This window comes from Nonomuraea fuscirosea (assembly GCF_003001935.1).
Classification (GTDB): Bacteria; Actinomycetota; Actinomycetes; order Streptosporangiales; family Streptosporangiaceae; genus Nonomuraea; species Nonomuraea fuscirosea.
On record NZ_PVNG01000036.1, the window covers coordinates 16,641 to 40,194 of the forward strand.

Below are 23,554 nucleotides of genomic sequence, written 5' to 3' on the forward strand. Positions count from 1 at the left end.
TTCCCATCATGCCCGTACCCGGCCGGTCCACGCCCGCAGTCCGCACCCGCAGGGGCCGTCCGCGGGGCAACGGCACTCCTCCTCCGGCGGCTGGAGACCGGTGCCGTCATTGAGCAGACGCATCCGCTCCCAGTACGCGTGCCGCGCGGCGGAGCGGCGGGTCGTTCCGAGCAGGGTGGTCAGGTGCGCGGCCATGGGAGCGGGCACGAGGTGGAACGGGGCGGCGGCGGCGAGGTCGCGCAGGACGCCCAGCCGACCGGGGCGCTGGGCGGCGGTGGCGGTGCGGACCTGGCGCGCGGCCTCGTACAGCTCGGCCAGTCTGGCGTGATCCGCGACCGGCAGGCCCATGGCCCGCGCCACGGCGGCGGCTGCCGTGGCGGCGGCGGCGCGCTCGTTCGCGCCGATCGTGCGGTGATCGTCCACCTGGAACGTCAGCACACCCCCGTCCTGAGCGGACCCGTTCTGAGCGGGTCCGCTCTGAGCGGGTCCGTTCTGAGCGGGAACGCGTTGGGCAGGTCCGCCCTGCACCGGCCCGCCCTGAGCGGCGCCGGGGGGCGTGGCGCGGCCGGCGGGCTGGACCTCGACGGCGATCGGCGGCCGGCCGGGCATCTGGATGTCCAGCAGGCCCGGGCCGTGTGTGCGGACGCGGGCGCCCAGGAGGGCGGCGCCGCGTTCGACGGCCTTGGCGGCGGCGATCTCGGGCAGCGCCACGGGACCGCGGATCGCCGCGATCTGCTCCGGGGTCAGCTCGCCCGCCCGCGCCAGGAAGATCGTCCTGGCCGCCGCGCCCGGCTGATCCGCGGCCAGGCCCGCCCTGCGTACCTCGGAACGGAGCTCGGCGGCGGCGGTCCTGGCGTCGGACGGCGCGCCGCCCAGCAGGGACGACAGGGTGCGGCCCCGGCCGGGCGCGGGCTCCTGCCGCGTGGCGGCGTCGATCAGGCTCCGGAGGCGGGCGATCGGCCCCTCTCCTCCGCGCTCCGGCCGCTGCGGGCCCGTGCCCCAGGGCGGGGGCGGCGGGGTGTGGCCGCGGCGCTCGATGTCGGCGGCGAGGGTGCCGATCGCCTCCGCCAGCCGCGACCGGGCGGCCGGGTCCTCCTCCGCCCGCCACTTCCGTGACAGGTGGGCGTGCTCGTCCAGGCGCGGCATCAGGCAGTGGTCCGTGCCCTCTGCCAGGTCGTGCGACAACGACGGCCGGACGACCCCCTGCCGGGCCCCGGCCGCCGCCGCGGCGCTCGCCTGGGCGGCGTGCGAGATCTCGTGCACCATCACCGAGGACACGACCTGCGGGTCCAACCGCGGCCCGATCCATATCACGTGCGGGGCGGTGGCGGTGCCGGCCCGCAGGTCCGTGCGGCCGAGCAGTCCGGGGCCCGGGTCCTCGACGAGCACCCGGATGTGCTGCTGGTTGGGCGAGCCGGTGAACTGCAGCACGATCCGGTTGCCGCCGGCCCAGCGCACGTTCGCCACCGCCCCGCCGAAGTCGGCGGCCGAGAGGGGCTGGGCGCGCACCTCGGCGAGGGTCAGGTCGGGGCTTCCCTCCGGCCTGGCCGCGGCGTCGAACGGCGTTCCGGCGATCGCCTGGTCGGTCGCCGAGGCCCCGGACCCCGAGCCCGCCGACCCGCCCGTCAGCCCCTGCGCGACACTGCCTCCCGCGGGCGCGTGCGACGGCCCGGTGGCGGCGGGCCAGGCGGGCGCGGCGGGCGCGCCGGGAACGGCGGCCGCGCCGGGAGTGCCCGGCGAGGCCGTGCCCGTCGCGTCAGGCGTGCCCGGGGCGGGTGCGCCGGTGGTGCCTTGCGCGGGCGTGCCGGTGGTGCCCGGGGCGGGTGCGCCGGTGGTGCCTTGCGCGGGCGTGCCGGTGGTGCCCGGGGCGGGCGCGCCGGTGGCGCCTTGCGCGGGCGTGCCGGTGGCGCCTTGCGCGGGCGGGAGGGCGCCGCGGTCGCGGACCGCGGCGGTCACCTGGTCGGTGAAGGTGCCTTCCACCTCCGAGTTCATGAAGACGTGCCGCAGGTCCAGCCGAGGGTGGCGGATCTGGTCGGCGACCTCCAGCAGGCCGGGCGGAAGGGTGGAGAAGGCCTCGGCGAAGCCCCCGTCGGCGGTGTGGCTGGTGATCACGCCGTCGGGGTAGGCGTCGTAGCGGTGCAGGCCGTCCGGCTCGCGTACCGCGACGACCGCCACCGCCCCGCGCTCCCTGGCGGCGAGGCGGGCGTCGCCGAGCACCTGGATGAGCCCTTGACGCCCGGACGCGGGCACGAACCGGAAGCTGTGCGACACGTCGGACCGGGGCCCGATGCGCACGCCCGACTCCATCCGCTCGCGCAGCTCCTCGATCTCCTCGCCGAAGAGGGTCACGTCCACCTCGCCGCCGCTCGCGGCCGGCATGTGGACCGCGTCGCCGACGGGCCGCACGTCGCCGTCGCGCAGCCGGGCCACGTGCTGGAAGACGAGGTCGTAGTCGACCCGCATCCGCACGGTGTAGACCTTGCCGCGGACGAACCTGCTGCGTTCGCGCCGCGCCCCGTGGTGGTCGTTGACGTTCTCCGACGACTGCTCGCCGGCCCTGGTGCCGACGTCGATGCCGAGCCCGGTCTTCGCGACGCCGTTCCCGGCCACGGGCAGGGCGCGGCTGCGCGACACGCTCACGTTCTGGGCGTCGGCCTTCCTGTCCACGTCGCCCTTCTCGGCGTCGAACGGCCCGGCCACGACGGTCATGTCGGACAGGCGGGCGCTGATCGTGACGTCGGCGCCCTGGTCCTTGAACTTCTGCCGGGCCATCCGCACGACGACGTCGCCGCCCGGCCCGGCCATCCGCTCGAAACCGCTGATCAGCGCGGACGGGTCGAGTCTGGCGACGAGTTCGGCCCGGCGTTCCGCGACCGTGTTGCGGCCCAGCATCTTGCCCAGCTGGGCGGTGACGACCTCGAGCAGCGTAGGCCGGCCGGGGTCCTGCCGCAGCGTCTCGACGAAGTGGCCGGAGTGCAGCTCGACCCGGCGGGGATCCGTCACCATGACGAGCGGGCCCGGGTCCTCGCTCGCGGGCCTGGCCATGCCGGTGGGCAGGCGGCGGACGAGCTTGGCGTCGTACCGGACGGGGAGCACCTTGGGACGGCGGCGAACCCGCTCGGCCGCGGCCTTGATCGCGGCGGCGGCGCGGGCCCTGGTGCTCGCGCCCGGCGCGCTCCTGACGCGGGCCGGCTTGCGCTCGACCTCGATGACCAGGACCATGTCCTGCTCGACGCGGTTGAGGCCGTTGAACAGGCCGATGCGCTGCAGCCTGGTCCCCTGCTCGTTGTTGGTGCTGGAGTAGGAGCGGCCGCGGTCGGTGGACAGGCCCGCGCCGGTTCCGTCCCCGTCGTCGCTGCTGGAGGTGTCGACGCCGGCGGAGTAGGACCCGTTGTACGCCTCCACGTGCGACAGGTCGGTGTAGCGGTAGCGCTGGATGATGATGCCGGAGTCGGAGGTGTGGCCGAGAAGCCTGCCCTTGCGCGGGTCGGCTCCTTCCGCGGGCTCCAGCCGCACCCGTACGGTGACCGCTTCCGGCCCGTCCGCCGGTCTGCCGCTCTGCACGTGGTAGGTCTTCTCGAAGCCGTTGGACGACCACATGGAGGGGATGCGGATCTGCGCCCGGTCGCCGGCGAAGTCGACGCTCGCCTCCCTGCGCAGGGTCGGCGTGTTCTCCTCCGCCCCCGGCATCGCCTCGTCCACGGCGTGCAGGACCGCGTCCAGCAGGTTGACGTCCTCGCCCTGGTCGTCGGTCAGGTCGAACGACTCCACGACGCTCAGGCCCATGCCGTTCTCGTACTGGGGCGCGAGCACGACCTCGTCGGTCCGCCTGATGTGCTCCTGGGCGTCGCTCAGCACCTGGTCGAGCTGGCGTTCTTCCTCTCCCTGCCTGGCCCGCGTGGCTTCCGGGCCGAGTCCCGTGACGTCTCTGAGCGACTTCAGCAGGCTCTTGGCGGTGTGCCTCTTGGCCAGCGCCGGCTCCTCGCCGCGGGCGCGCGCCTCGGACAGGGCCTTGACGTAGGTGTTGACGAGGGGCACGGCGAGGGTGCGGTCCAGGGTGAGGCTGCCGTTGCGGAAGCGTTCGACCGCGTCGGCGACCAGGTGCAGCGGGAGCGCGAGGTCGCCGTCGGCGTACATGCGCAGCGCGTCGTACTCGGGGATGGAGAACAGGACGGCGCCTTCGGCGGCGGCGGTCCCCGGCTTGCCGGCCGGGATGCGTCCCTCCTCCGTGGGCAGCGCGTTCGGGTAGCTCTCCGAGCCGGTGAAGGTGACGCCCATGTCGGCGCGCAGCATGTACTGGCGGCCGAATTCGATCGTCAGCTCCTCGGTGCCCCAGATGTCCAGGATGGAGGTGGAGGTCGAGGTGCCTCCCGAGCGGGAGGGCAGCGAGAGCGTGCCGCCGTCGCTCTGCGTGCCGCCGCCGTCCAGGTCGCTGAGGCCGGTCGAGGCGCCGATCGAGTGGCCGGCCGAGCCGCCCCACGACACTCCGGCGCTGCCCAGCCCGAACATGATCCGGCCGACCACGTGGTCGACGACGCCGATCACCTCGGCCTCGCCCAGCTCGCCCTGCACGTCCAGCGACGACTGGGTGGGCGCCGCCCCCTGCGGCCGGATCGCGGTGTCGCTGTTGATCGGCGTCTCCAGCATCTCGGGGTGCGAGACGAGGTTGCGCGTGTTGAGGAAGGCCGCGATGTGGTGGTACGCGGGCGAGTCCTCGCGCATCGCGGCGGGCAGCACCCGTCGCGCCGTGGCCATCGCGTCGCGCACGTCCAGGGCCAGCAGCGTGGCCCGGCTCATCAGCTTGCGGGTCGGCTTGCCCACCGAGGCGTTCTGGGCGGGGCCGTCCACCGGGAGGAGGTCGAGCGGCACCGACAGCCTCGCCTTGCCGTCGCGGGAGGCCAGCGGCGTCGTCTCGCCGTCGTGCAGGAGCTCCGCGGACACCACGTGCTTGACGTCCAGGAGCGCCTGCGCTCCCTTGGTCTCCCCGAGCGTCACCACGTTCACGGTGCCGCCGGTGCTGGAGCCCGCCGTGCTGGTGACGTTGCCGCCGGCGTTCACCCCGACCTCGTGCTTCAGCCCGTCGTGACCCTCTTCGGGGCCGTCGCCCATGCTCGCGGAGGGCCCGCCGCTGTACGTCCTGGACCGGCTGATCGCCCGCGCTGAGGTGTCGGTGCCGATGTCGAGGTCGACGTTCGTGTCCTCCTCGGTCACGCCGACGTACGTGCCGCGGTCGCTGAAGTCCTGCTTCAGCGACAGGCGCACGGTGTAGTGATCGGGGGCCTGGTTGAGGCCGTGCATGACCAGGTCGACCAGGATGCCGTCCTGCGCCACCTGGCTGTAGGCGGTGCGCAGGCGCCGCTCGGACAGCTGCTGGACGATCTCCTGCAGGTTGAGCACCTGGCTGGCGCGTTCGAGGGCGTTGGAGGAGTACTGCGGGACGCCGTCGACGATCCTGGGCACCAGGCCCTTGTCGGCGAGCTGGTCGATGACCTCCTCGGTGAACCCGTCCAGCCCGAAGAGCTCCTGCACGATGCCGGGGCCCGCGCCGCGGATCTGCCCCGGCCCGTCGCCCATGATCTCCGGCAGCTCGGTCTTCCGCCCCTTGATCGGCAGCGGCAGGGGGTCGCCGCGCAGCACGTCGTTGCCGTCGGCGTCGGTCAGGACCTTCCCGTTCACGCGGATCAGCGCCGCGTCGTCCACGGGCAGGCCGAACCGGTAGGCGAGGCGCTCCTGCATGCGCACGAGCGCGTCGCTCCGCATCGGCGGCAGCGTGACCGGCGGATCGCCGATCTTCTCCACGGTGAACGTGTGCCGCAGCTCCAGCCGGTAGCCCTGGGTGTGCCGGGTCTTCCTGAGCACGGTGGGATGGATGGCCTGGCCGTTGGCCGTCGCCGAGTACGTCTGGGACGCCGACCGCGCCCCCTTCAGCCTGGGCCCGATGGCCGGGTCGTACCCCGCCATGATGTCGACCGCCTGCAGCCCGGGGATGTTCAGCCCGGCCGAGGAGTTGCCCTCCAGCGATCCGCCCGCCGAGACCCCGCCGGGCGACGCGGCGAAGTCGACGAGCACCTCCTCCTCCCACTCCTGGTTGCTCGGGCCGCCCACCGGGCGGCTCGCGACCAGGACGACCTCGGTCTTGACGCGGATGCGGGCCTTGGGCTGGCCGTCCACGTCGATGGTCCGGTCGATCCCCTGGTCCGTCGCCTCCCGCAGCCGGCTCGGCAGCTCGTCGATGATGAACTTGCGCAGGTTGGACCGGGAGTTCGTGCCGATCTCGGCGAAGTCGCCGCCGAGCCGGCCCGCGAGCGCGTCGAGGGCCTCCTCCAGGCCGGTCATGCCGGTGACGACGTGGTTGGGCAGCGCGCTGGTGCGGCGCGCGTCGTCGATCCTGGCCAGCTTGCGGGGCGGCTGGTCGGTGTAGGAGTGCGTCACCCACAGCCGCTGGGCGGCGCTGTCGCCGGGCAGGCCCTCGCTGACCTGGGTGGTGCCGCGCCAGGCCTCGTCCCGTCCGGTGCGGATCTCGACCGTCCACGCGGCGGCCGCGTCGAACAGCAGGGACTCGCTGCGGTTGTCGGCGACCGAGCCGCCCTGCGCGTACGTGCCCGCCCCGCCCGACGTCGACCAGTTCCGCCCGGCGCTCACGCCCAGGCCGAGTCCGATCAGCTCGCCCACCGTGCGCACCCACTGGCCCTCGGGCAGCATCTGCGCGAGCCCGCTGGTGTTGAGGTTGCCGAACACGCCGGCGCTGCCCGACTCGGTCGCGGTGACCGTCCGGCCGGCCTGGAAGAAGATGCCCACCATCATCTCGGACGCCTGCACGGCCGGGTCGATGACCTCGATCAGGTCGGAGAGCGTGAGCCGGATCCGCAGCTCGGCCGCCGACCTGCCGTGGCCGGTGCGCAGCACGACACCTTCTCGCGTGACGACCTTGTGGAAGTCCGCCCGGATGGCGCGCCCGAGCTCGTCGGGGGTGAACTGCTTGGCGATCCCCTCGCGTTCGAGCATGGTGTTGACCGTGCGGGTGAGCGCGCCGAGGTGCGCCAGCCGGCCTGCGGGCATCGCGGCCGACAGCGAGACCTCCTGCGGCAGCGCGGCGGCCAGCGCGTCCAGGTAGCGCTGGTGCTGCTGCGTGGCCTGGCCCGCCAGGCGTGCCGCGATGTCGGCCATGCTGACCTCGCCCGGCGCCGGGGGCATCGAGGCGAACCGCAGCGCGCCCAGCAGTTGCTCGTACGCCTGCCTGGCTCGCGTCGCCTCCTCCAGCGCGGCGGTGTAGGCGTCGGCGATCCTGGTGTGCCTCAGCTGCGTGTTGCGGTGGCCGCGCGCCTCCCGCTTGGACTGGCGGGCGCGCTCGAAGCGACCGGCGTCGTGGTGGTTCAGCGTCCTGCGGGCCGACCGGCTGGCCTTCTTCCTCGCCTTGCGGGCGTTCTCCGCGCTCTCCCGCTTCGCGTCGATCTGCTGCTGGAGAGCCCGTTCCGCGCCTTCCAACGCCGTGACGACCGCGGCCACGTCGGCGGTGAGCGGATCGCCCGGTACGGGTGGCGCGTGGCTCGGGCGGCTGTCGCTCCCCGGAGCCCAGGGCGGGGCCGGCGGGGTGTCCCCGTGCTCCTGCAGCTCGCGCATGACCCCGTCGATGTCCACGGCCAGGCGGCGCTTCTCGGGCAGCGTACCGGCCCGCCTCCACTGCTCGGTCAGGTACGCCAACTCGTTGCGCCGGGCGGGCACGCACTCGTCGCGGGTCGGCCGGTTGCCGGGCAGCACCCGTCGCAGGACCCTCTGCCCCGAGTTGTGCCCGGTGGCCTGCAGGCGCTGGAGGGTGTCGGTGATCTCGTGCAGCCAGAGCCTCGGCAGCTGGTCGGAGGCGACGCGGGGGTTGATGTGGACGATGTGCGGGTCTTCGGGGACCGTGCCCTGCTTCAGCTCCGTCTGGCCCATCAGGCGGGAGTCGAGGCCGCCCACGACCGGGACGAAGTGATGCGTGTCGCCGTCGCTGGTGGTGACCATGAAGGTCCTGCCGTCCAGGGACCAGGCCAGCGCCTGGACCTCCTCGGCGCCGAAGTGGTCGGGGCGCAGGTCCGCGGTGGCGTCGCGGGCCTCGTCGGAGGTGAGGTCGGGGCCGGTACGGGTGCCGGGGACGTAACCGGTGCCGGGCACCGGCTGGGAGGTCACGGTCCCGGGCGCGCTCGCCATCACGGGGGCCGCGGCGCTGCCCGGGGGCTGCGCGGTGTCCGGGGATTGCCCGGTGTTCGCAGACTGCCCGGTGTTCGCGGACTGCCCGGCGTCCGGGGCGCCGCGTGGCGACGTGTCCGGGCCGGTGCGGGGGGCGGTGTCCTGGACTCCCTGGGGAGACGTGTTCGGGGCACCGTGCGGGGACGCGTCCGGGCCCGCGTCCGGGGCAGTGTCCGAGTTGCCGTCCAGGCCGCCTTCTGGTGCCGCCGCTGAGAATCGGTCGTCGGCCTGGGCGACGAGGAGCAGCGAGGCCGCCTCCACCTCCAGGTCGGCCTGACCCTGCGTCTCGGTGGCGCGGGCGTGGAGCACGGCGCCGATACGGCTCAGCGTGGCGGCGGGGAGGACCCGGGGGCCGCCGGGGGCCGGGACGATGAGGTCGCCCGTGGGACCCATCACCGCGTCGGGGAAGTTCGTGCCGATCGCGTCCACCAGCGCCGTCCGCGCCCGAGCCACCGGCGTCAGCTGGGCCGCGGTGGGCACCGCGGCACCCTGGGTCCGGTCGGGCCCGTCACCGGGCTCCGGCGCCGGCGTGGCATCCGCGGGACGCGACTCACCTCGCGACCCCGCTCCGTCCTGCGCGGACCCGTCCTGGGCCTGACCATTCTGCGCGGACCCATCCTGATTCGGACCGCGCTGAGCGGACCCGTCCTGGGCCTGACCGTTCTGAGCGAGCCCGTCCTGGGTGGAGCTGTCCTGTACGGGACTGTTCTGGGCGGGGCCGGTCTGTCCGGCGTCGTCCGGTCGAGAATCCGGCGAGGCCGGGTCACCGTTGGCCGGCGCGCCGCCGTCCTGTGCTGTCGCCCCTTGGGCGGGCGCCCCCGCGTCGGCTTGGGCGGGGGTGTCGTCGGCGGCCGGGGACGTCGCAGGCGACGTTTGGTGGTCGGCGGTGCCGGGCCGGCGGCCGGTGCTCTGGTCCCCAGCAGGGTCGGCGGCCGGGTCCGACTTCAGGACCGGCTCCGGCTCGGGGGCCGGCTCCGGCTCGGGGGCCGGCTCCGGCGTCGGTGCGGGAGCCGGATCCGGGGTGGACGGGGCGCGGCGGGGGGCGGACGTGTCGGGGTCGGGCATCGACGGCCGGCCGCCCTGCGGCGAGGAGGACGAGGAGGTGCGCTGGGCGGGCACGCCGGGCTGGTCGGGGACGCGGGTGGCCGCCTGGTTGCCGGGCCGGCCGCCCGAGGCGGGGCCTCCGGGCGCGGGGCCGGTCGGCGCCGTGGGACCGTCCGGGGACTGCGGCCCACCGGGACCGGCGCCAGGGCCGGAGCCGGGACCCGCGCCCGGACCGGCGCCCGAGCCGGCGTCCGCGCGGGCCGCGTCGGTCCTGGCGGCGGCGGTGTGCGCGGCGGCGAGCGTGCTCAGCGGGTGGGCCAGGGCGGAGGCGACGTCCGGGTTGAACGGGCTGATGCTGCCGGTCCGCCCCGCGCCGCCGAGGAAGCCGCCCATCAGCGAGTCGGCGGTGAAGGGGTTCTGCACCTGCCCGTACACGGCGGTGTTGGCGATGAAGCTGCCCACCGGGGAGGCGATCGTGTTCGTCAGGCCGGTGGTGAGGGCGCGGCCGGTGAAGCCGGGGACGCCGCTGGTGAGGCGGGACACGGGCCCGGACAGGCGGGTGCCGATGACGGCGCCGGTGCCCGCCCCGACGATCGCGGCGGTGGACTTCTGCCAGTCCCAGTCCTGGCGGGTGCCCATCCTGATCTGCTGGTACTGGGCCGCCGCGTCGATGAAGAACTCTTCGCCGATCTCCTCGATGAGTTCCCGGCCGATCGGCGAGGCCAGCAGCCGGGTGATGGCGCCGCGCCCGGTGGCGCCGCTGAGCACGGCCACCCGGGCCAGCCTGGTGGCGCCGGCCTCGCGGCCGGCCACGGTCGCCAGCCGGACGAGGATGCGGCTCAGCGCCGCGCGGGCGCCGGCCGCGTACGGGCCGATGAGGGCGGTGGAGGCCCCGGCGCTGAAGAAGGAGGTGACGATGGCGATGCCGATGGCGATGACCGTGATCCAGAACGCCACGTTGATGGAGAGCTTGGAGTACTGCGTCTCCACGGCGAAGTCGTTGGCCTGCTGCGCGTAAGCCCGCGCGTTGCGGTCCACGCCGGAGATGCCGTCGTCGCCGTACAGGGCCTTGATCCTGGTGACGAAGTGCGCGGTGGCGGGCGAGGCCCAGCCCGTGACGACGGTACGCGCGGCGGAGCCGGCGGGCCCGGCCGAGCCGACGGCCCCGTCGCCCAGCGCCTCGTACGCCCGCGCCAGCTGCGACAGCCCGCTCTCGCTGGCCTCCGGCCATTTCTGGCCGGCGGACAGCATGGGGATCAGCCAGTAGACGACCCAGCCGGGCAGCGCCTCGGTCTCCCAGACGGGACGCGTGTCGCTGTCGATGGTGACGGCACGCGTCCGGCTCGGCCGGCCGGCCGTGTTCTGGACGTCGATTCCGCCCGTGTGCGTCATCCCCGGGCGCCTCTAGACCTCTCGCCGCTGTGCGAGGCCCGTGAGGTCGTGCTTGATGTCGGCGTCCGTCTGGAGGGTGTTGTCGATGGCCGTCCTGAGCCGGTCGCCCGCGTCCGTGATCTCCTTGGCGAGCCGGGCGCACTGGTGGAGCATCTCGCCGGGCCCGTCGTCGCGGAAGTGCGTGCGGATGAACGCCTCGCCCTCCATCCCGCCGCCCCAGGGGGCGCTCGCGATGCGCGCCTCGACGTCGGAGACCAGCTTGGGCAGGCTCCGTTCGACCTCCTCGGCCATCACGGACCACGCGGAGATGCCCCGGTCGACGATCGGCTTGGCGATGGCCGCGCCTTCCCAATCCTTCACTCGCCACCTCCGGCCAGCTGGGACAGGACCGCCTCGACGTCTCCGTCGAGGTGCGCCTGGAACTGCTCGGGCGGGATCACGGGCGCGAAGATCTCCACGATGCGCTCGCGTGCGGTGGCGGCGGCGCGTTGCCCGGTCGCCACGATCGTGTCGGCCAGGCCGCGCGCGTCAGGGCGCCGGTAGATGCGCGGGTCCAGGTCGATCCGGACGAGCTCGCCGCGCGATCCGACGGTCACCGACACGAGGCCGTCGGGTGAGGTCTCCGTCACCTGGACCGCTCTGGCCCTGGTGTGCAGTTCGAGACCTTCCTCCTGTAGCCGGGTGAACATCTCGCGCAGTTCGTCCGCGTACGCCCGAACTCCCGCCACGTCTGGCCGCTCCGCTGATCCCATGACCCTCTCATGACGCTCTCGCCTTGTAACGACACATGTTCCTGACGGGTAAGTTTCCGTCACATGAACACCATCAAACAAGAGCCTGTCGCAAAAGTGAGGATTTCGTTGGATTTTCCCGGCGACTTTCACGGCCCGACAGGTACGGCCTCTTCGCGCATTTCGTCCACTTCGTCACGGTTTGCCCAGCAGCGATAGACGCCCCGTTCGACCCGGTCGAGCCCCAGCCGGCGCGCGGTGAGCACCGATCCGCCGAGGTATTCGAGCAGCAACCGCCCGTCCCGCTCCCCGTGCACCTGGAACGGCTCGCCCCGCCAGCGGCACACCACGGTCACGAAGTGCAGCGACTCGCACTCCCCGAACGGGACCGTGCGCACGTGACAGCCCGGCTCGACCTCCTCGAACCCGTCGGCCGGATCGGTCCTGCGCAGGCGTACCCACAGCTCCAGGGCGTGCGGCTCGGGGCTGGCGGTGTAGTCGGCGCCCCGCCAGCGGGCCCGGTAGGCGTGCCAGGCGGTCACGACGCCCTCCCGATCAGCAGCCAGCGGCGCAGGTCGCCGTGGTAGACGGCCCTGCGGTGCTCGGTTCCCGCGAGGGTCAGCTCCCAGATCTCGGCGCCGTGGGGCAGGCCCACGCCGTACACCTTGTACTCGCGGATGACGTTGTCGGGGCTGGGCACCAGCCCCATGCCGACGAACGGCGGCTCCTCGACCACCCAGCCCGCCACCGCGTCCCGGCCCTCCTCGTCGGTCCCCCCGTACGGCGTGCGGTAGAGGCCGAGCCCGACGGGACGCCAGCGCAGGATGTTCAGCGAGCCGCTCGCGCTCAGCAGGTCCGGCCGGCCCAGCGCCGCCGCGAGGACCGCGGGCGTGGCGATGTGGGAGACGTCGAGCGCGTGATGGCAGTAGCCCGACACCCTCGGCTCGCTCGCGGCCAGCAGGTCGGGCAGCTCGCCGGTGGCGAGCAGCTTCTGCACCACGGGCACGCCAGAGCCCGGTTCGAGCAGGAGGTCCTGGGTCAGCGTGGGCACCGCGAGCCGCGCCACCGTCCCCGGTTCGAGCTGGAACGAGACCGGCAGCCCCGCGTTGACCGCCAGCCCCCAGCGCGGCTCGGGCCAGCCGGCCGCCAGCTCCGTCATCGACGTGATCCGGCAGTGCGTGGCGGTCCCGCCGGTGGCCAGCCGCATCGCCTCGACCGAGGTGTAGGCGAGCAGCCACGTCCGCCCGGGGCCCGCGGCGGTCGCCCAGGCGGGTGTCTCCTCGCCCGCCGCCGCGGCGGCGCTGATCGGCAACGCCAGGTCGGCGCCGCGCAGCAGGCTGAGGCAGAGCGCCAGGTGCCCGTCCCGATGCGCGGCCCACAACTGCTCCTCGAACGGGGTCACCGGCAGATGATCATCGTCGGCCATCCGCCCATTCTGCCGGGTACACCCACCACCCACCGCGCACCGGCCCCGGCACCGGCGGCTGGGCTGCCACCGCCGCGGGTCGGTCACGGGTCCGTCGCCCGGTCACGAGTGGTTCCCGACGCGGGTCGGTCAGGAGTCCGTCACCAGGTCGCGGGGCGTTCCCGTCGCGTGGATGATGCGTTCGGTGGCTTCGTCCCAGCGCCACGGCACGTCGCGCCCGTGCAGGCGTACCCCGCCGATCCACCGGTCGAGGCCGTTGAGCGCCACGTGGTCCGCCGCCCCGGCCAGGACCTGCGCCCCCACCGGGGTCAGCCGCAGCTCGGTGCCGGGCCCGACCGGTCGGCCGGCCGGTTCGGCGTCCAGGAGCGGGACGGGCGCGCGGGCCATCCGCTCCATCATGGTGAAGCACCAGGAGTCGCCGAGGTACGGGCGCGTCTCGCGCGCGGCGGCGTGGACGTACGCCGCCCCGGCGTCGGTGGCGCCGCCGGCGACGGCGGCCAGCACGCGCCGTTCGGTCAGCGACAGCCCGTCGCGGGTCGAGGGGTATTCGCGGCTGAGCCGGTCGAACGCCTCGCCCAGGAAGCGCAGCTCGGCCGAGCGGTCGGCGGCGACGGCGCCCAGGCCGTCGGGGACCGGGGCGCGGAAGGCCGCCCACGCCCGGGTGGCCAGGTCGAGCGCGGCCGGGCTGAGCCGGATGCGGGCGTTCGTGCCGGGGAGCGCGCGCAACTGGCCGGCCGTCAGCTGCCCGAGCCCGCCGAAGCGGGCGATGCCGGGGTACTCGCCGATGCAGATCAGCGTGATCCGCTCCGCCGGCACCCCGAGGCCGGCCAGGCGGGACAGGATCTCGATGATCTGCAGCTGGTCGTACAGGTCGGCCTCGAACCACAGCACGTACGCGCCGTCGCGATTGTCCGCCAGCGTCCGGTCCCGGTCGGCGAACATGCGCTCGCCCTCCGCGTGATCGTCCGCGCCCGCCCCGGTCAGGAACGCCACCCTGATCCGGCGCAGCTCCTCCGGCTCCACCTCGGGCACGGGACCCTCGTGCAGGACGTCGCGCCAGTAGATGAGGCGGCGCGCGAGCCCGGTGCCGGGCAGGTCGGTGGCATCGCCGTTGCTCACGTGCAGCGCCGCCGTCAGGGTCTCGGCCCCGCGGGCACGCTTGAAGCCGGACAGTCTGGTCATCGTCGTCTCCCGCGCTCCGCCGGGGATGGGGCGCGGATCGCATTTTACCTGGTACGACGGCCGTTCACGAGGTGAGCAGCTGGCTCGGCAGCAGCACCGCGTTCGCCAGGCCGCCACCCAGGATCAGCCCTGAGCCGACGGTCGCGGCGAAGGCCCCCTCATCCCCTCTGCGGCGCTGCGAGACCAGCTTGGCCACGCCGCCGAGCAGGATGGCGGCGGACGTGGCGGCGGGCAGCAGCACGCCCAGCCCGAGCAGGGTCGTCAGGGCCGGCGTCCAGGCGAGCGCCAGTCCGGCCAGCCCGGCGGGGACGAGGAAGAGCAGGGCCGAGCTCGCGTACTCCGGCGACCCCCGGAGCAGGCCGTTCAGGAACTCCAGGGCACTCGACGTGGGCGCGGGGAAGGCGGCGGTGCCGACGCCGCCCAGCTCGCCGACCAGGAAGAGCAGCGTGATGCCCGTGCCCACGCCGGCGACGCTGCCGATCGCCTGGCAGGCGAGGAGCTGCCGGGTGCGGAGCGCGTCCCGCGCCGGCGCCGTGGCGGCGACCTTGGCCGCCTCGATGAAGTACGCCGACGCCAGCGCCGAGCCGCAGATGAGGCCGACGAGCAGGTACGCCGCCCCCTGCGGCACGTGGGCCAGCGCGAGGACGACCAGGGTGAGGAACTGCAGCACGCCCGTGGGCGCCATCCCGGTGGCGGCGTTGACCCGGTTGAGGATGACGGCGAAGAGCGGGGCGAGGACGACGAGGGCGACGGCGATCGTCCGGTACGGCGGCGGCAGCGCCACGACAGCCGTTACCGTCACGGCGGCCACGCCCGCCGCCGCGAGCCATCGGTGGCCGCCTCTCCCCCGCATCGCCCTGACGGCGGCCCGGCGCGGCCCGTCCGCCGTTCTCGCCGCGAAACCGCAGGCGTAGCCGAGCAGCAGGCCCACGCCCACGGCGAGGATCCAGGGCGAGCCGAGATGCTCGGCGTAGGCGGGGGCGGGCCGCGGTGCCGCGCGCAGCGCGGTGGCGTACCAGACGACGAGGGAGTACGCCGCCCCGAGGCCGATCCAGACCGTGGCGGCCCCCGACAGGCGCAGACCGAGCCCGAAGAGCATCGGCGACAACGACAGGACGAGGTACGGCGGCAGGCCGGGAGCCGGTGGGAGAGAGTCCCGGCCGGCGACCGCAGCCGTGAACGCGAGCACGGCGGCGACGACGGCGGACACGACAATGAGACGCTGCCGCCCCGCGCCCGCGTCGCCGGAACCGGTGAGGGCGTGCATGAGGTCGATGACCGGCCACAACGCCGGATACTTCAGGCTGGGGTCACCGATGATCGAGGGGGCCAGGACGACGCCAAGGACGAGGCCCAGGAGGTTCGCCAGGAGCGCCAGGCCGACGAGCGCGATCCAGGCCGGCATGGGCGCGCCGCCCAGGAGCGCGGCGCCGATGCTCGTGTCGATCGCGGAGACCGCCAGGGTGCCGCCCGAGGCGGTCGCGTAGGTGACGAAGAGGGTCCGCCAGTCGAGCTTCCGCAGCAGGCGCAGGGCGGCGCCGCCGAGCAGCACGGTGATGATCGCGCCGCCGGATCCGGTGCCCGCCTTGAAGGCCAGGATGACGTTGAGCACGCTGAGGCAGCCGCCGAGCAGCACACCGAGGGCGACGGGCGCGAGCGTGAGGTGACGGGGTGACGGCGGCGGGGATTCCTCACGGGGGCCCGACGGCATGAGCCGGCCTACGCCCGCTCGTGGAGCAGGCGCAGGCCGGCGGCATTCCGGAGACGGCGATCCCGCCTGGTCTCCACCAGAGATCCTCCTCACGAACGCGCGCACCGAGCAGGCCACGCACGGCACGCGTTCCTCCCGGCCGCGCACGCATGTCCACCCGGCGCGCACATGCCAGGCCGGCCGGGACGGCGGCCCCGCTGATCCCGAGCCCCCAGGATCTGACGGGGGCTCACCCGATGTCGAGTCGGCACCGGACGGCCCAGCTCCAGGCGGGCCGGCACCGGACGGGCCGACACCAGGCGGGCCGGCACCGGACGGCGTCGCCGCCGAGTGGCCGGTGGCACCTGGGTGGGTCAGGTCGGTCGGTCGGCCAGGTTCCGGAGGCGGGGTTCGCCGATCATCGTGAGCATGTCGGTGTGGGCGGGGGTCCAGCCGAGTTCGCCGCGCGTGCGGGGTGCGCGGCAGCGGCTCGATCCGGCCAGGATCAGGCCGCCCATGTCGCCCCACACACCGGCCGCCTCCTCCGGAGTCAGGGTGCGGGTGCCGCAGCCCAGGTCGTCCGCCACCGCCTCGGCGATCCACCGGTTCGGGATCTCGCCGGCGACCGCGTGGTACAGCGCGCCCGCGGCGCCCTTCTCCAGCGCCAGGGCGAAGAGCCGGACGACGTCGTCGATGTGCACGTTGGAGTAGGTGTTGAGTCCTTCGCCGACGTAGCACGCGGCACCGGTCGCGGCGACGGAGCCGTAGATCATCGAGAGGTGGCCGTGGTCCCCCGGTCCCCAGATGAGCCCCGGCCGGATGACCAGGGACCGCACCTGCCGCTCGGCCGCGGCGCGTACCGACCGCTCGACGCCGAGCCGGCGGGCGGCGAGCGGCTCGACCGTGAAGGGGTCGTCCTCGCCGAAGCTGTCCTCGCTCCAGGCGCCGCCCATGCGCTGGATGAGAACGCCGGTGCCGGAGGTGAACACGAACGTCTTGCCGGTGCCGGCCAGGGCGTCGAGCAGTCCGGCGACCGCGCGTTCCTCCGTCCCCGGGTCCGGCTGGGCGGCGAAGATCACCGCGTCGGCTCGCCCGGCGGCCGCCAGAACGGCCTCGAACCTTCCGCGCTCCTCCTGGCCGGTGCCGGACACTCCGGAAAGGCCGCCCGGCTCGTCGCCTGACGGGCCGGAGAAGTCACCGGACGGCTCCGAACGACCGCCGGGCGGGCCCGGCAGGTCGCCTGCCACGGGGGTGATGCCCTGGGCGGTCAGCCGGGCGGCGGCCTCACCGGAGCGGGCCAGGCCGGTGACCGTGTGACCCCGGGTCGCGAGGTGGCGTGCGACGGCTCCGCCGACGAAGCCGGTGGCGCCGACGACCAGGACGTTCACTGCGGCAGGGTGCTGCGCTCGCCACCGTTGGCGACGATGACGGTGCCGTTGATGTAGCTGCTGTCGGCGTGGATGAGGAACTGGACGATCGAGGCGATCTCCTCGGGTTCGCCGATCCGCTCGCGCAGGTTGACCTTGCCCATCATCTCGATGTTCTCGCCGAGCATGGCGGTGGTGCCCGCGGTGCGGACCGGGCCGGGCGAGACCCCGTTGATCCGGACGCCGCTGGGGCCGAACTCCGTGGCCCAGGAGCGGGTCAGCAGTTCGATGGCGGCCTTCGACGCGCCGTACGCGCCCCCGATCGGGGCGGGGGAGGTCGCCGCGGTCGAGGTGATGTTGACGACGAAGCCGTGCCCGCGCTCGGCCATGCCCGGCGCCAGCGCGCCGACCAGCAGGAACGGGGCCCGCGTGTTGATGGCGAACTGCTCGTCGAAGCTCTCGGCGCTGGTGCCCGGCGTGCTGGTGAAGGTGTAGATCCCGGCGTTGTTGACCAGGATGTCCACCTTCCCGGCCGCGGCGGCCAGCGCCCGGGCCTCGCCGGCGTTCGCCAGGTCGGCCGTGACGAAGCGCGCGGTGCCGCCGGCCGCGGTGATCTCCTTGACGAGCTGGGCGCCGCGTTCCGGGTCGCGGCCGTGGGCGACGACGTGGCTGCCGTCGGCGGCCAGCCGCAGCGCGACGGCGCGGCCGATGCCGGCGGTGGCGCCGGTCACGAGGGCGGTGAGGGTGCGTGCGGGAGCGATGGTCATGGTGTCGGTCTCACTTTCTGGGTTGTTCTGTCCAGAAAACGTAGGGGCATTTTCTGGATTGCGCAACCCAATCCGGTAGGCTCTGGACGTGCCCGAAGCAACCAAGCCCCGCCGCCTGACTCCGAAGGGCCAGGCGACGAAGAACCGCATCATCGAGGCGGCGACCGCGCTCATCGCCCAGCGCGGCGTGGCCGGCACCGGCATCGAGGACGTACGCGCCGCCGCGGGCGTCAGCGGCTCGCAGCTCTACCACTACTTCGCCAGCAAGCAGGCCCTGATCAGGGCGGTCATCACCCGTCAGGCCGACTCCGCGCTCGATCCCGGCCTGCCGCGGATCACGGCGCTCGACAGCTTCGAGGCCCTGCGCGCCTGGGCCGACGCGGCGATCGAGCGCCAGCGGGAGAACGGCTGCCGTGGCGGCTGCGACCTCGGCACGCTGGCCGGCGAGCTGAGCGGCACCGACGAGGAGTCCAGGACCGACCTGGCCAACGGCTTCCTGCGCTGGAAGGACCTGATACTCAACGGTCTGCGGGCCATGCGCGAACGCGACGAGTTGCGCGCCGACGCCGACCTCGACGAGCTCGCCTTCGCGCTGCTCTCCGCCCACCAGGGCGGCACGCTGCTGTCGCAGACGGTGCTCGACGTGCAGCCCCTGGAGGCGTCGATGAACGCGACGCTGGCCTACATCCGCTCGTTCGCCACGGACCAGCGGCAGCCCGTACGGTAAGGGCAGTTATCTCCCTTTTGCCCTGTCCACCTATAGTGAGGTTTACCTACCCGATATACATAAAAGCGGCCGCCCCCGTCCCGTGTGGTGGCCGTTTTGCTCAGGAGTCACCTTGACCAGGAAGTTCGCCGGCGTCGCGGTCGCCTTGGCCCTCGCACTCGCCGCATGCGGATCGGACCCGGCGGCCGCGCCCCAGGAGGGCGCGGGCAGCGGCGCCGCCACGATCGAGATCGGCTCCCTGTACGAGCCGCAGAACCTCGACAACACCGCCGGCGGCGGCCAGGGCGTGACGGAGACGTTCAACGGGAACGTCTACGAGGGTTTGTACCGGCTCACCGACGCGGGCCAGGTGGAGAACCTGCTGGCGGAGAGCGAGAAGGTGTCGGACGACGGCCTCACCTACACCTTCGAGCTGCGCCAGGGCGTGACGTTCCACTCCGGCAAGGCGCTGACGGCCGCGGACGTCAAGCACAGCATCGAGCGGGTGAGCGCCGAGGACTCGCAGTCGGCGCGCAAGAGCCAGCTCCAGGTGATCAAGTCGGTGACCGCGCCCGACGAGCACACCGTGGTGGTCAAGCTCTCCAGCAGGTCGATCTCCCTGCTCTACAACCTCAGCTACGTGTGGATCGTCAACGCCGACGTCAAGGACCTGACGACCGGTGAGGACGGTACGGGGCCGTACAAGCTGGGGTCGTGGAAGCGCGGCTCGACGCTCAGCCTGGAGCCCTTCCCCGGTTACTGGGGTCCGAAGCCGGCCAACGGCGGCGTGGTGTTCCACTACTTCACCGAGGCCACCGCGCTCAACAACGCGCTGATCACCGGCGCCGTGGACGTCGTCACCAGCGAGCAGAGCCCCGACGCGCTGGCCCAGTTCACCGGCAACCCCGACTACAAGGTGGCCGAGGGTCACTCCACGACCAAGCTGCTGCTCGCCTTCAACGACAGGAAGGCGCCGTTCGACAAGCCGCTGGTGCGCAAGGCCGTCTCCTCGGCGATCGACGACGCCAAGCTGCTGGAGTCGATCTGGGCCGGGCACGGCAGCCTGATCGGCTCGATGGTGCCGCCCACGGACCCGTGGTACGAGGACCTGACGAAGGTCAACCCGTACGACGTCGAGCTGGCCAAGAAGCAGCTCGCCGAGGCGGGCTACGCCGGCGGCTTCCGCTTCACCCTGGACACGCCCAACTACGACCCGCATCCGACGGTGGCCACGTTCGTCAAGAGCGAGCTGGCCAAGGTCGGCATCACCGTCGACATCAACGTGATCACCGCCGACGAGTGGTACAGCAAGGTGTTCAAGAAGCGTGACTTCGCCGCCACTCTCCAGGAGCACGTCAACGACCGCGACGTGGTCTGGTACGGCAACCCCGACTTCTACTGGGGCTACGACAACAAGCAGGTCACCGGCTGGGTCGAGCAGGCGGAGCGGGCCAAGACCGCCGAGGAGCAGACCGAGCTGCTGAAGAAGGCCAACCGGCAGATCGCCGAGGACGCCGCCAGCGACTGGCTCTACCTCTATCCGCAGATCGTCGTGGCCTCCTCCAAGCTGTCGGGCTATCCGGTCAACGGCCTGAACTCGCAGTTCTACGCGTACGGGATCAAGAAGGGCTGATGGCGCGTTACCTGCTGCGCCGCACGGCCTTCCTGCTCGGCTCGCTGCTGCTGGCGGCCTCGCTGCTGTTCGTGCTGCTGCGGCTGCTGCCCGGCGATCCGGCCAACGCCCTGCTGTCCATCGGCGCGACCCCTGAGCAGATCGCGGCGGCGCGCCGCCAGACCGGCTCCGACCTGCCGCTGCCCGAGCAGTTCGGCGCCTGGCTGGGCGGCCTGGCCCGGCTCGACCTCGGCACCTCCTACGTCAGCAAGCTGCCGGTCGGCGGCGAGATCGCGGCCCGGCTGGTGGTCACCGTGCCGCTGACGCTGCTGGCGTTCGCCCTGGCGGTGGTGGTGGCGGTGCCGGTCGGGTTCCTGGCCGCGCACCGGGCGCAGCGCTGGTACGGGCCGCTGCTGAGCGGTTTCGCGCAGCTCGGGATCGCGGTGCCGGTGTTCTGGATCGGCATGCTGCTGGTGACGGTGTTCGCGCTGCGCCTGCGGCTGCTGCCGGCCGGCGGGTTCCCGCGCGAGGACTGGGCCGAGCCGGGACGGGCGCTGGCGGCGCTGACCCTGCCGGTCGTCACCATCGCGCTGGTCATGTCGGCCTCACTGATCCGCTACGTCCGCTCGGCCACGCTGGACGTGCTGGGCAGCGACCACCTGCGCACCGCGCGGGCGCTGGGCGAGTCGTTCGCCGGCGCCATGTGGCGGCACGGCCTGCGCAACGCGGCCGGGCCGGTCATCGCGGTGCTCGGCATCGAACTGGCCACGACGTTCCTCGGCGCGGTGGTGGTGGAGAGCGTGTTCGCGCTGCCGGGGCTCGGCACCCTGCTCATCGAGGGCATCTCCGAGCACGACTATCCGGTGATCCAGGGTGTGCTCGCGGTCAGCACGTTCGCGGTCCTGGTGATCGGGTTCGCCGCCGACGTGGCGCAGCGGCTGGTCGATCCGCGGCTGCGGACCCGTCTGGGGCGGTCGTGAGGGGGCTCGGGAGCAAGGGGCTCGCCGCGGGGTGCGTGCTGGTCGGCGTGGTGCTCGGGGTGGCCGTCGTGTCGCTGGTGTGGCTGCCGTACGATCCGGCCGACACCTCGGGCGGCCGGCTGGTCCCGCCGGGGGGCGAGCACCTGCTGGGCACCGACAAGCTGGGCCGCGACCTGCTCACCCAGCTGATGATCGGCGCCCGCATCGCGCTTGTAGCGGGCGGCGGTTCGGTGCTGCTCGGCGGCGTGCTCGGGGTGCTGGCCGGGCTGGCCGCCGGATTCGCGACGCGGTGGCTCGACGACGCGCTCGCGGCGGCGCTGGACGCGCTCATCGCCTTCCCGACCCTGCTGCTGGCCATGCTGGTGGTGGCGGTGCGGCAGGCGTCCCTCGGCTCGGCGGTGCTGGCCATCGGGCTGGCCATGTCGGCGGTGGTCGCGCGGCTGACGCGGATCCTGGTCAAGCGGGTGCTCGCGCAGGACTACATCACGGCGGCGCGTACGTCGGGCAGCTCGTGGCCGCGGATCATCGCCGAGCACGTGCTGCCGAACATCTGGCCGACGCTGCTGGTCAACCTGGCCCTCCAGCTCGGCCTGGCCGTGCTGGCCGAGGCGTCGCTGTCCTACCTCGGCCTCGGCCCGCCCCCGCCGAACGCGTCCTGGGGGCGGCTGCTGCACGAGGCGCAGGCCACCGTGCTCACCGCGCCGGTGGGCGCGATCGCGCCGGGCGTGCTGCTGGTCGTGCTCGTCGTCGGCGTGAACCTGGTCGCCGACGGGCTGCGCGACCTCGCCCCTGGGAGGAGCCGATGACCGGGGAGAAGCCGATGGTCCCGGACCGGTCGCCGGCACCGGGGATCCCGGCGGAGCCGGCCGCCCTGCTCGACGTGGACGGCCTGTCGGTGCGCCGGGCCGACGGGCACGAGCTGCTGCGCGGCGTGTCGTTCACGCTGGCGCCCGGTGAGCGGCTGGGCCTGATCGGCGAGTCGGGGTCGGGCAAGTCGCTGACCGCGCTGGCCGTCCTGGGCCTGCTGCCCGCCGGGCTCAGCGCGCACGGCAGCGTGCTGCTGGCCGGCACGCAGATCGTCGGCGCGCGGGACCGCCGGCTGGACCGCGTCCGCGGGCGGACGGTGAGCGCGGTGTTCCAGGAGCCGCTCACGGCGCTGGACCCGCTGATGCGCATCGGCAGGCAGCTCGCCGGGCCGATCCGGCGCCGGCGCGGGCTGCGCGGCGCGGCGCTGCGGGCCGCCGTCTCGACCGCGCTGGACGAGGTCCGCCTGCCGGAACGGGTCGCGGGCGCGTACCCGCACGAGATCTCCGGCGGCCAACGGCAGCGCGCGGCCCTCGCCATGGCGCTGGCCTGCGAGCCCGACCTGCTGATCGCCGACGAGCCGACCACGGCGCTCGACGTGACCGTGCAGGCCGAGGTGCTCGCGCTGCTCAACGGGCTGGTCTCGGGCCGGTCGATGGCGCTGCTGCTCATCGGCCACGATCTGGCCGTGGTCGCGGACGTGACGGACCGGCTGGCCGTGCTCGAACGCGGCTCGCTGGTGGAGACGGGAAGGGCGGAGGACATCGTGCGCGAACCACGGCACCCCTACACCCGTGCGCTGGTGGAGAGCGCGGAGGCGTTCGAGGCCGAGTTCGATCGGCTGGCGCCATGACGCTGCTGGAGGCCAGGGAGGTCGGGTTCGCCTACCGGGGCGGGACGCCCGTGCTCTCCGACGTGTCCGTCACGGTGACGGCGGGACGCAACCTGGCGCTGGTCGGTGAGTCGGGTGCGGGCAAGAGCACGCTGCTTCGGCTGCTGCTGGGCCTGGCCCGGCCCAGTACGGGTGAGGTTTTGTTCGACGGCCGGCCGCTGCGGCCGGGACGCGACCGGGAATTCCGGCGCAGCGCGCAGCCGGTGTTCCAGGACCCGTACTCGTCGCTCGATCCCCGCCAGCCGGTGGACCGCATCGTGTCGGAGCCGCTGCGGGCGATGCGGATCGGCGCCCGCGACGAGATCGGCGACCGGGTGGCGCAGACGCTGCGCGCCGTCGGCCTGCCGGCGGACGCCGCGCGCCGCTATCCGCACGAGTTCTCCGGCGGGCAGCGGCAGCGCATCGCGATCGCCAGGGCCATCGTGTGCGAGCCGCGGATCCTGCTGGCCGACGAGCCGGTCAGCGCGCTCGACGTGACCACCCGGGTGCGCCTGGTCGAGTTGCTGCGGGAGCTGAAGGCCACCAGGGAGCTGACGCTGGTGATGGTCTCGCACGACCTGGCCGTGGTGAGCGCTCTGTGCGACGAGATCGCCGTACTGGACGCGGGCCGGATCGTGGAGCAGGGGGCGAGCGCGGCCGTGCTCGGATCGCCCGAGCACCCTCACACGCGCCGCCTCGTCGCCAGCGTCCCCCGCCTGCGCCGGGACACCGGCCCGGCGGCTCCCTGACCGGCCC

General features: G+C 73.7%; 15 protein-coding genes. 6 read left to right on the top strand and 9 right to left on the bottom strand.

From position 1 onward, the window contains the following. Window positions 1-6 precede the first annotated feature (6 nt). From B0I32_RS51820 to B0I32_RS51860, 9 genes are all read right to left on the bottom strand, one after another. Window positions 7-10,662 carry a WXG100-like domain-containing protein gene (locus B0I32_RS51820; RefSeq protein WP_106252456.1) on the bottom strand — a complete coding sequence of 3,552 codons (10,656 nt, stop codon included), beginning with the start codon at window positions 10,660-10,662 and terminating at the stop codon, window positions 7-9. A gap of 12 nt (window positions 10,663-10,674) precedes the next feature. Next, window positions 10,675-11,022, bottom strand: a complete 348-nt coding sequence (locus tag B0I32_RS51825; RefSeq protein ID WP_106252458.1) for a hypothetical protein — start codon at window positions 11,020-11,022, stop codon at window positions 10,675-10,677. Next, a complete protein-coding gene (locus B0I32_RS51830; RefSeq protein ID WP_106252459.1) occupies window positions 11,019-11,414 on the bottom strand; it encodes a YbaB/EbfC family nucleoid-associated protein in 396 nt (131 codons plus the stop codon). Before B0I32_RS51830 ends, B0I32_RS51825 begins: the two co-directional genes overlap by 4 nt. Window positions 11,415-11,542: 128 nt before the next feature. Then, entirely contained in the window at window positions 11,543-11,935 is a 393-nt protein-coding gene (locus B0I32_RS51835) for a hypothetical protein (RefSeq protein WP_106252461.1), read from the bottom strand. After that, window positions 11,932-12,819, bottom strand: coding sequence for an SseB family protein (locus B0I32_RS51840; RefSeq protein WP_106252462.1), 888 nt, complete (start codon window positions 12,817-12,819; stop codon window positions 11,932-11,934). The genes B0I32_RS51835 and B0I32_RS51840 overlap by 4 nt, the downstream gene beginning before the upstream one ends. A gap of 129 nt (window positions 12,820-12,948) precedes the next feature. Next, window positions 12,949-14,001 (bottom strand): hypothetical protein, encoded by a 1,053-nt coding sequence (locus B0I32_RS51845; RefSeq protein ID WP_219912462.1) that lies wholly within the window; start codon window positions 13,999-14,001, stop codon window positions 12,949-12,951. A 64-nt stretch (window positions 14,002-14,065) separates the two neighbouring features. Beyond that, the gene (locus B0I32_RS51850) at window positions 14,066-15,712 is read right to left on the bottom strand and encodes an OPT/YSL family transporter (RefSeq protein ID WP_106252464.1); all 1,647 of its coding nucleotides are present in this window, start codon (window positions 15,710-15,712) and stop codon (window positions 14,066-14,068) included. 353 nt (window positions 15,713-16,065) lie between these two features. Further along, window positions 16,066-17,079: an NAD-dependent epimerase/dehydratase family protein gene (locus B0I32_RS57060; protein WP_146178631.1), complete on the bottom strand. Its 1,014-nt coding sequence runs from the start codon at window positions 17,077-17,079 to the stop codon at window positions 16,066-16,068. Further along, on the bottom strand, window positions 17,076-17,825 hold the full coding sequence (locus B0I32_RS51860; RefSeq protein WP_106252465.1) for an SDR family NAD(P)-dependent oxidoreductase: 750 nt from the start codon (window positions 17,823-17,825) through the stop codon (window positions 17,076-17,078). Before B0I32_RS51860 ends, B0I32_RS57060 begins: the two co-directional genes overlap by 4 nt. Window positions 17,826-17,913: 88 nt before the next feature. On the opposite strand from B0I32_RS51860, the gene B0I32_RS51865 reads away from it, so the two are divergent. The 6 genes from B0I32_RS51865 (at window position 17,914) to B0I32_RS51890 (ending at window position 23,547) form a co-directional block, all read left to right on the top strand. Next, complete coding sequence (locus B0I32_RS51865) at window positions 17,914-18,552, top strand: TetR/AcrR family transcriptional regulator (protein WP_106252467.1); 639 nt, start codon at window positions 17,914-17,916, stop codon at window positions 18,550-18,552. Between the two features lie 112 nt (window positions 18,553-18,664). After that, window positions 18,665-20,164, top strand: a complete 1,500-nt coding sequence (locus tag B0I32_RS51870) for an ABC transporter substrate-binding protein (RefSeq protein ID WP_181308726.1) — start codon at window positions 18,665-18,667, stop codon at window positions 20,162-20,164. Further along, a complete protein-coding gene (locus tag B0I32_RS51875) occupies window positions 20,164-21,123 on the top strand; it encodes an ABC transporter permease (protein ID WP_106252468.1) in 960 nt (319 codons plus the stop codon). Before B0I32_RS51870 ends, B0I32_RS51875 begins: the two co-directional genes overlap by 1 nt. Beyond that, window positions 21,120-21,929 (top strand): ABC transporter permease, encoded by an 810-nt coding sequence (locus tag B0I32_RS51880; protein ID WP_106252470.1) that lies wholly within the window; start codon window positions 21,120-21,122, stop codon window positions 21,927-21,929. The genes B0I32_RS51875 and B0I32_RS51880 overlap by 4 nt, the downstream gene beginning before the upstream one ends. Then, window positions 21,926-22,780: an ABC transporter ATP-binding protein gene (locus B0I32_RS51885; RefSeq protein WP_245956669.1), complete on the top strand. Its 855-nt coding sequence runs from the start codon at window positions 21,926-21,928 to the stop codon at window positions 22,778-22,780. The genes B0I32_RS51880 and B0I32_RS51885 overlap by 4 nt, the downstream gene beginning before the upstream one ends. After that, on the top strand, window positions 22,777-23,547 hold the full coding sequence (locus B0I32_RS51890; protein ID WP_106252472.1) for an ABC transporter ATP-binding protein: 771 nt from the start codon (window positions 22,777-22,779) through the stop codon (window positions 23,545-23,547). The genes B0I32_RS51885 and B0I32_RS51890 overlap by 4 nt, the downstream gene beginning before the upstream one ends. Window positions 23,548-23,554: the final 7 nt, after the last annotated feature.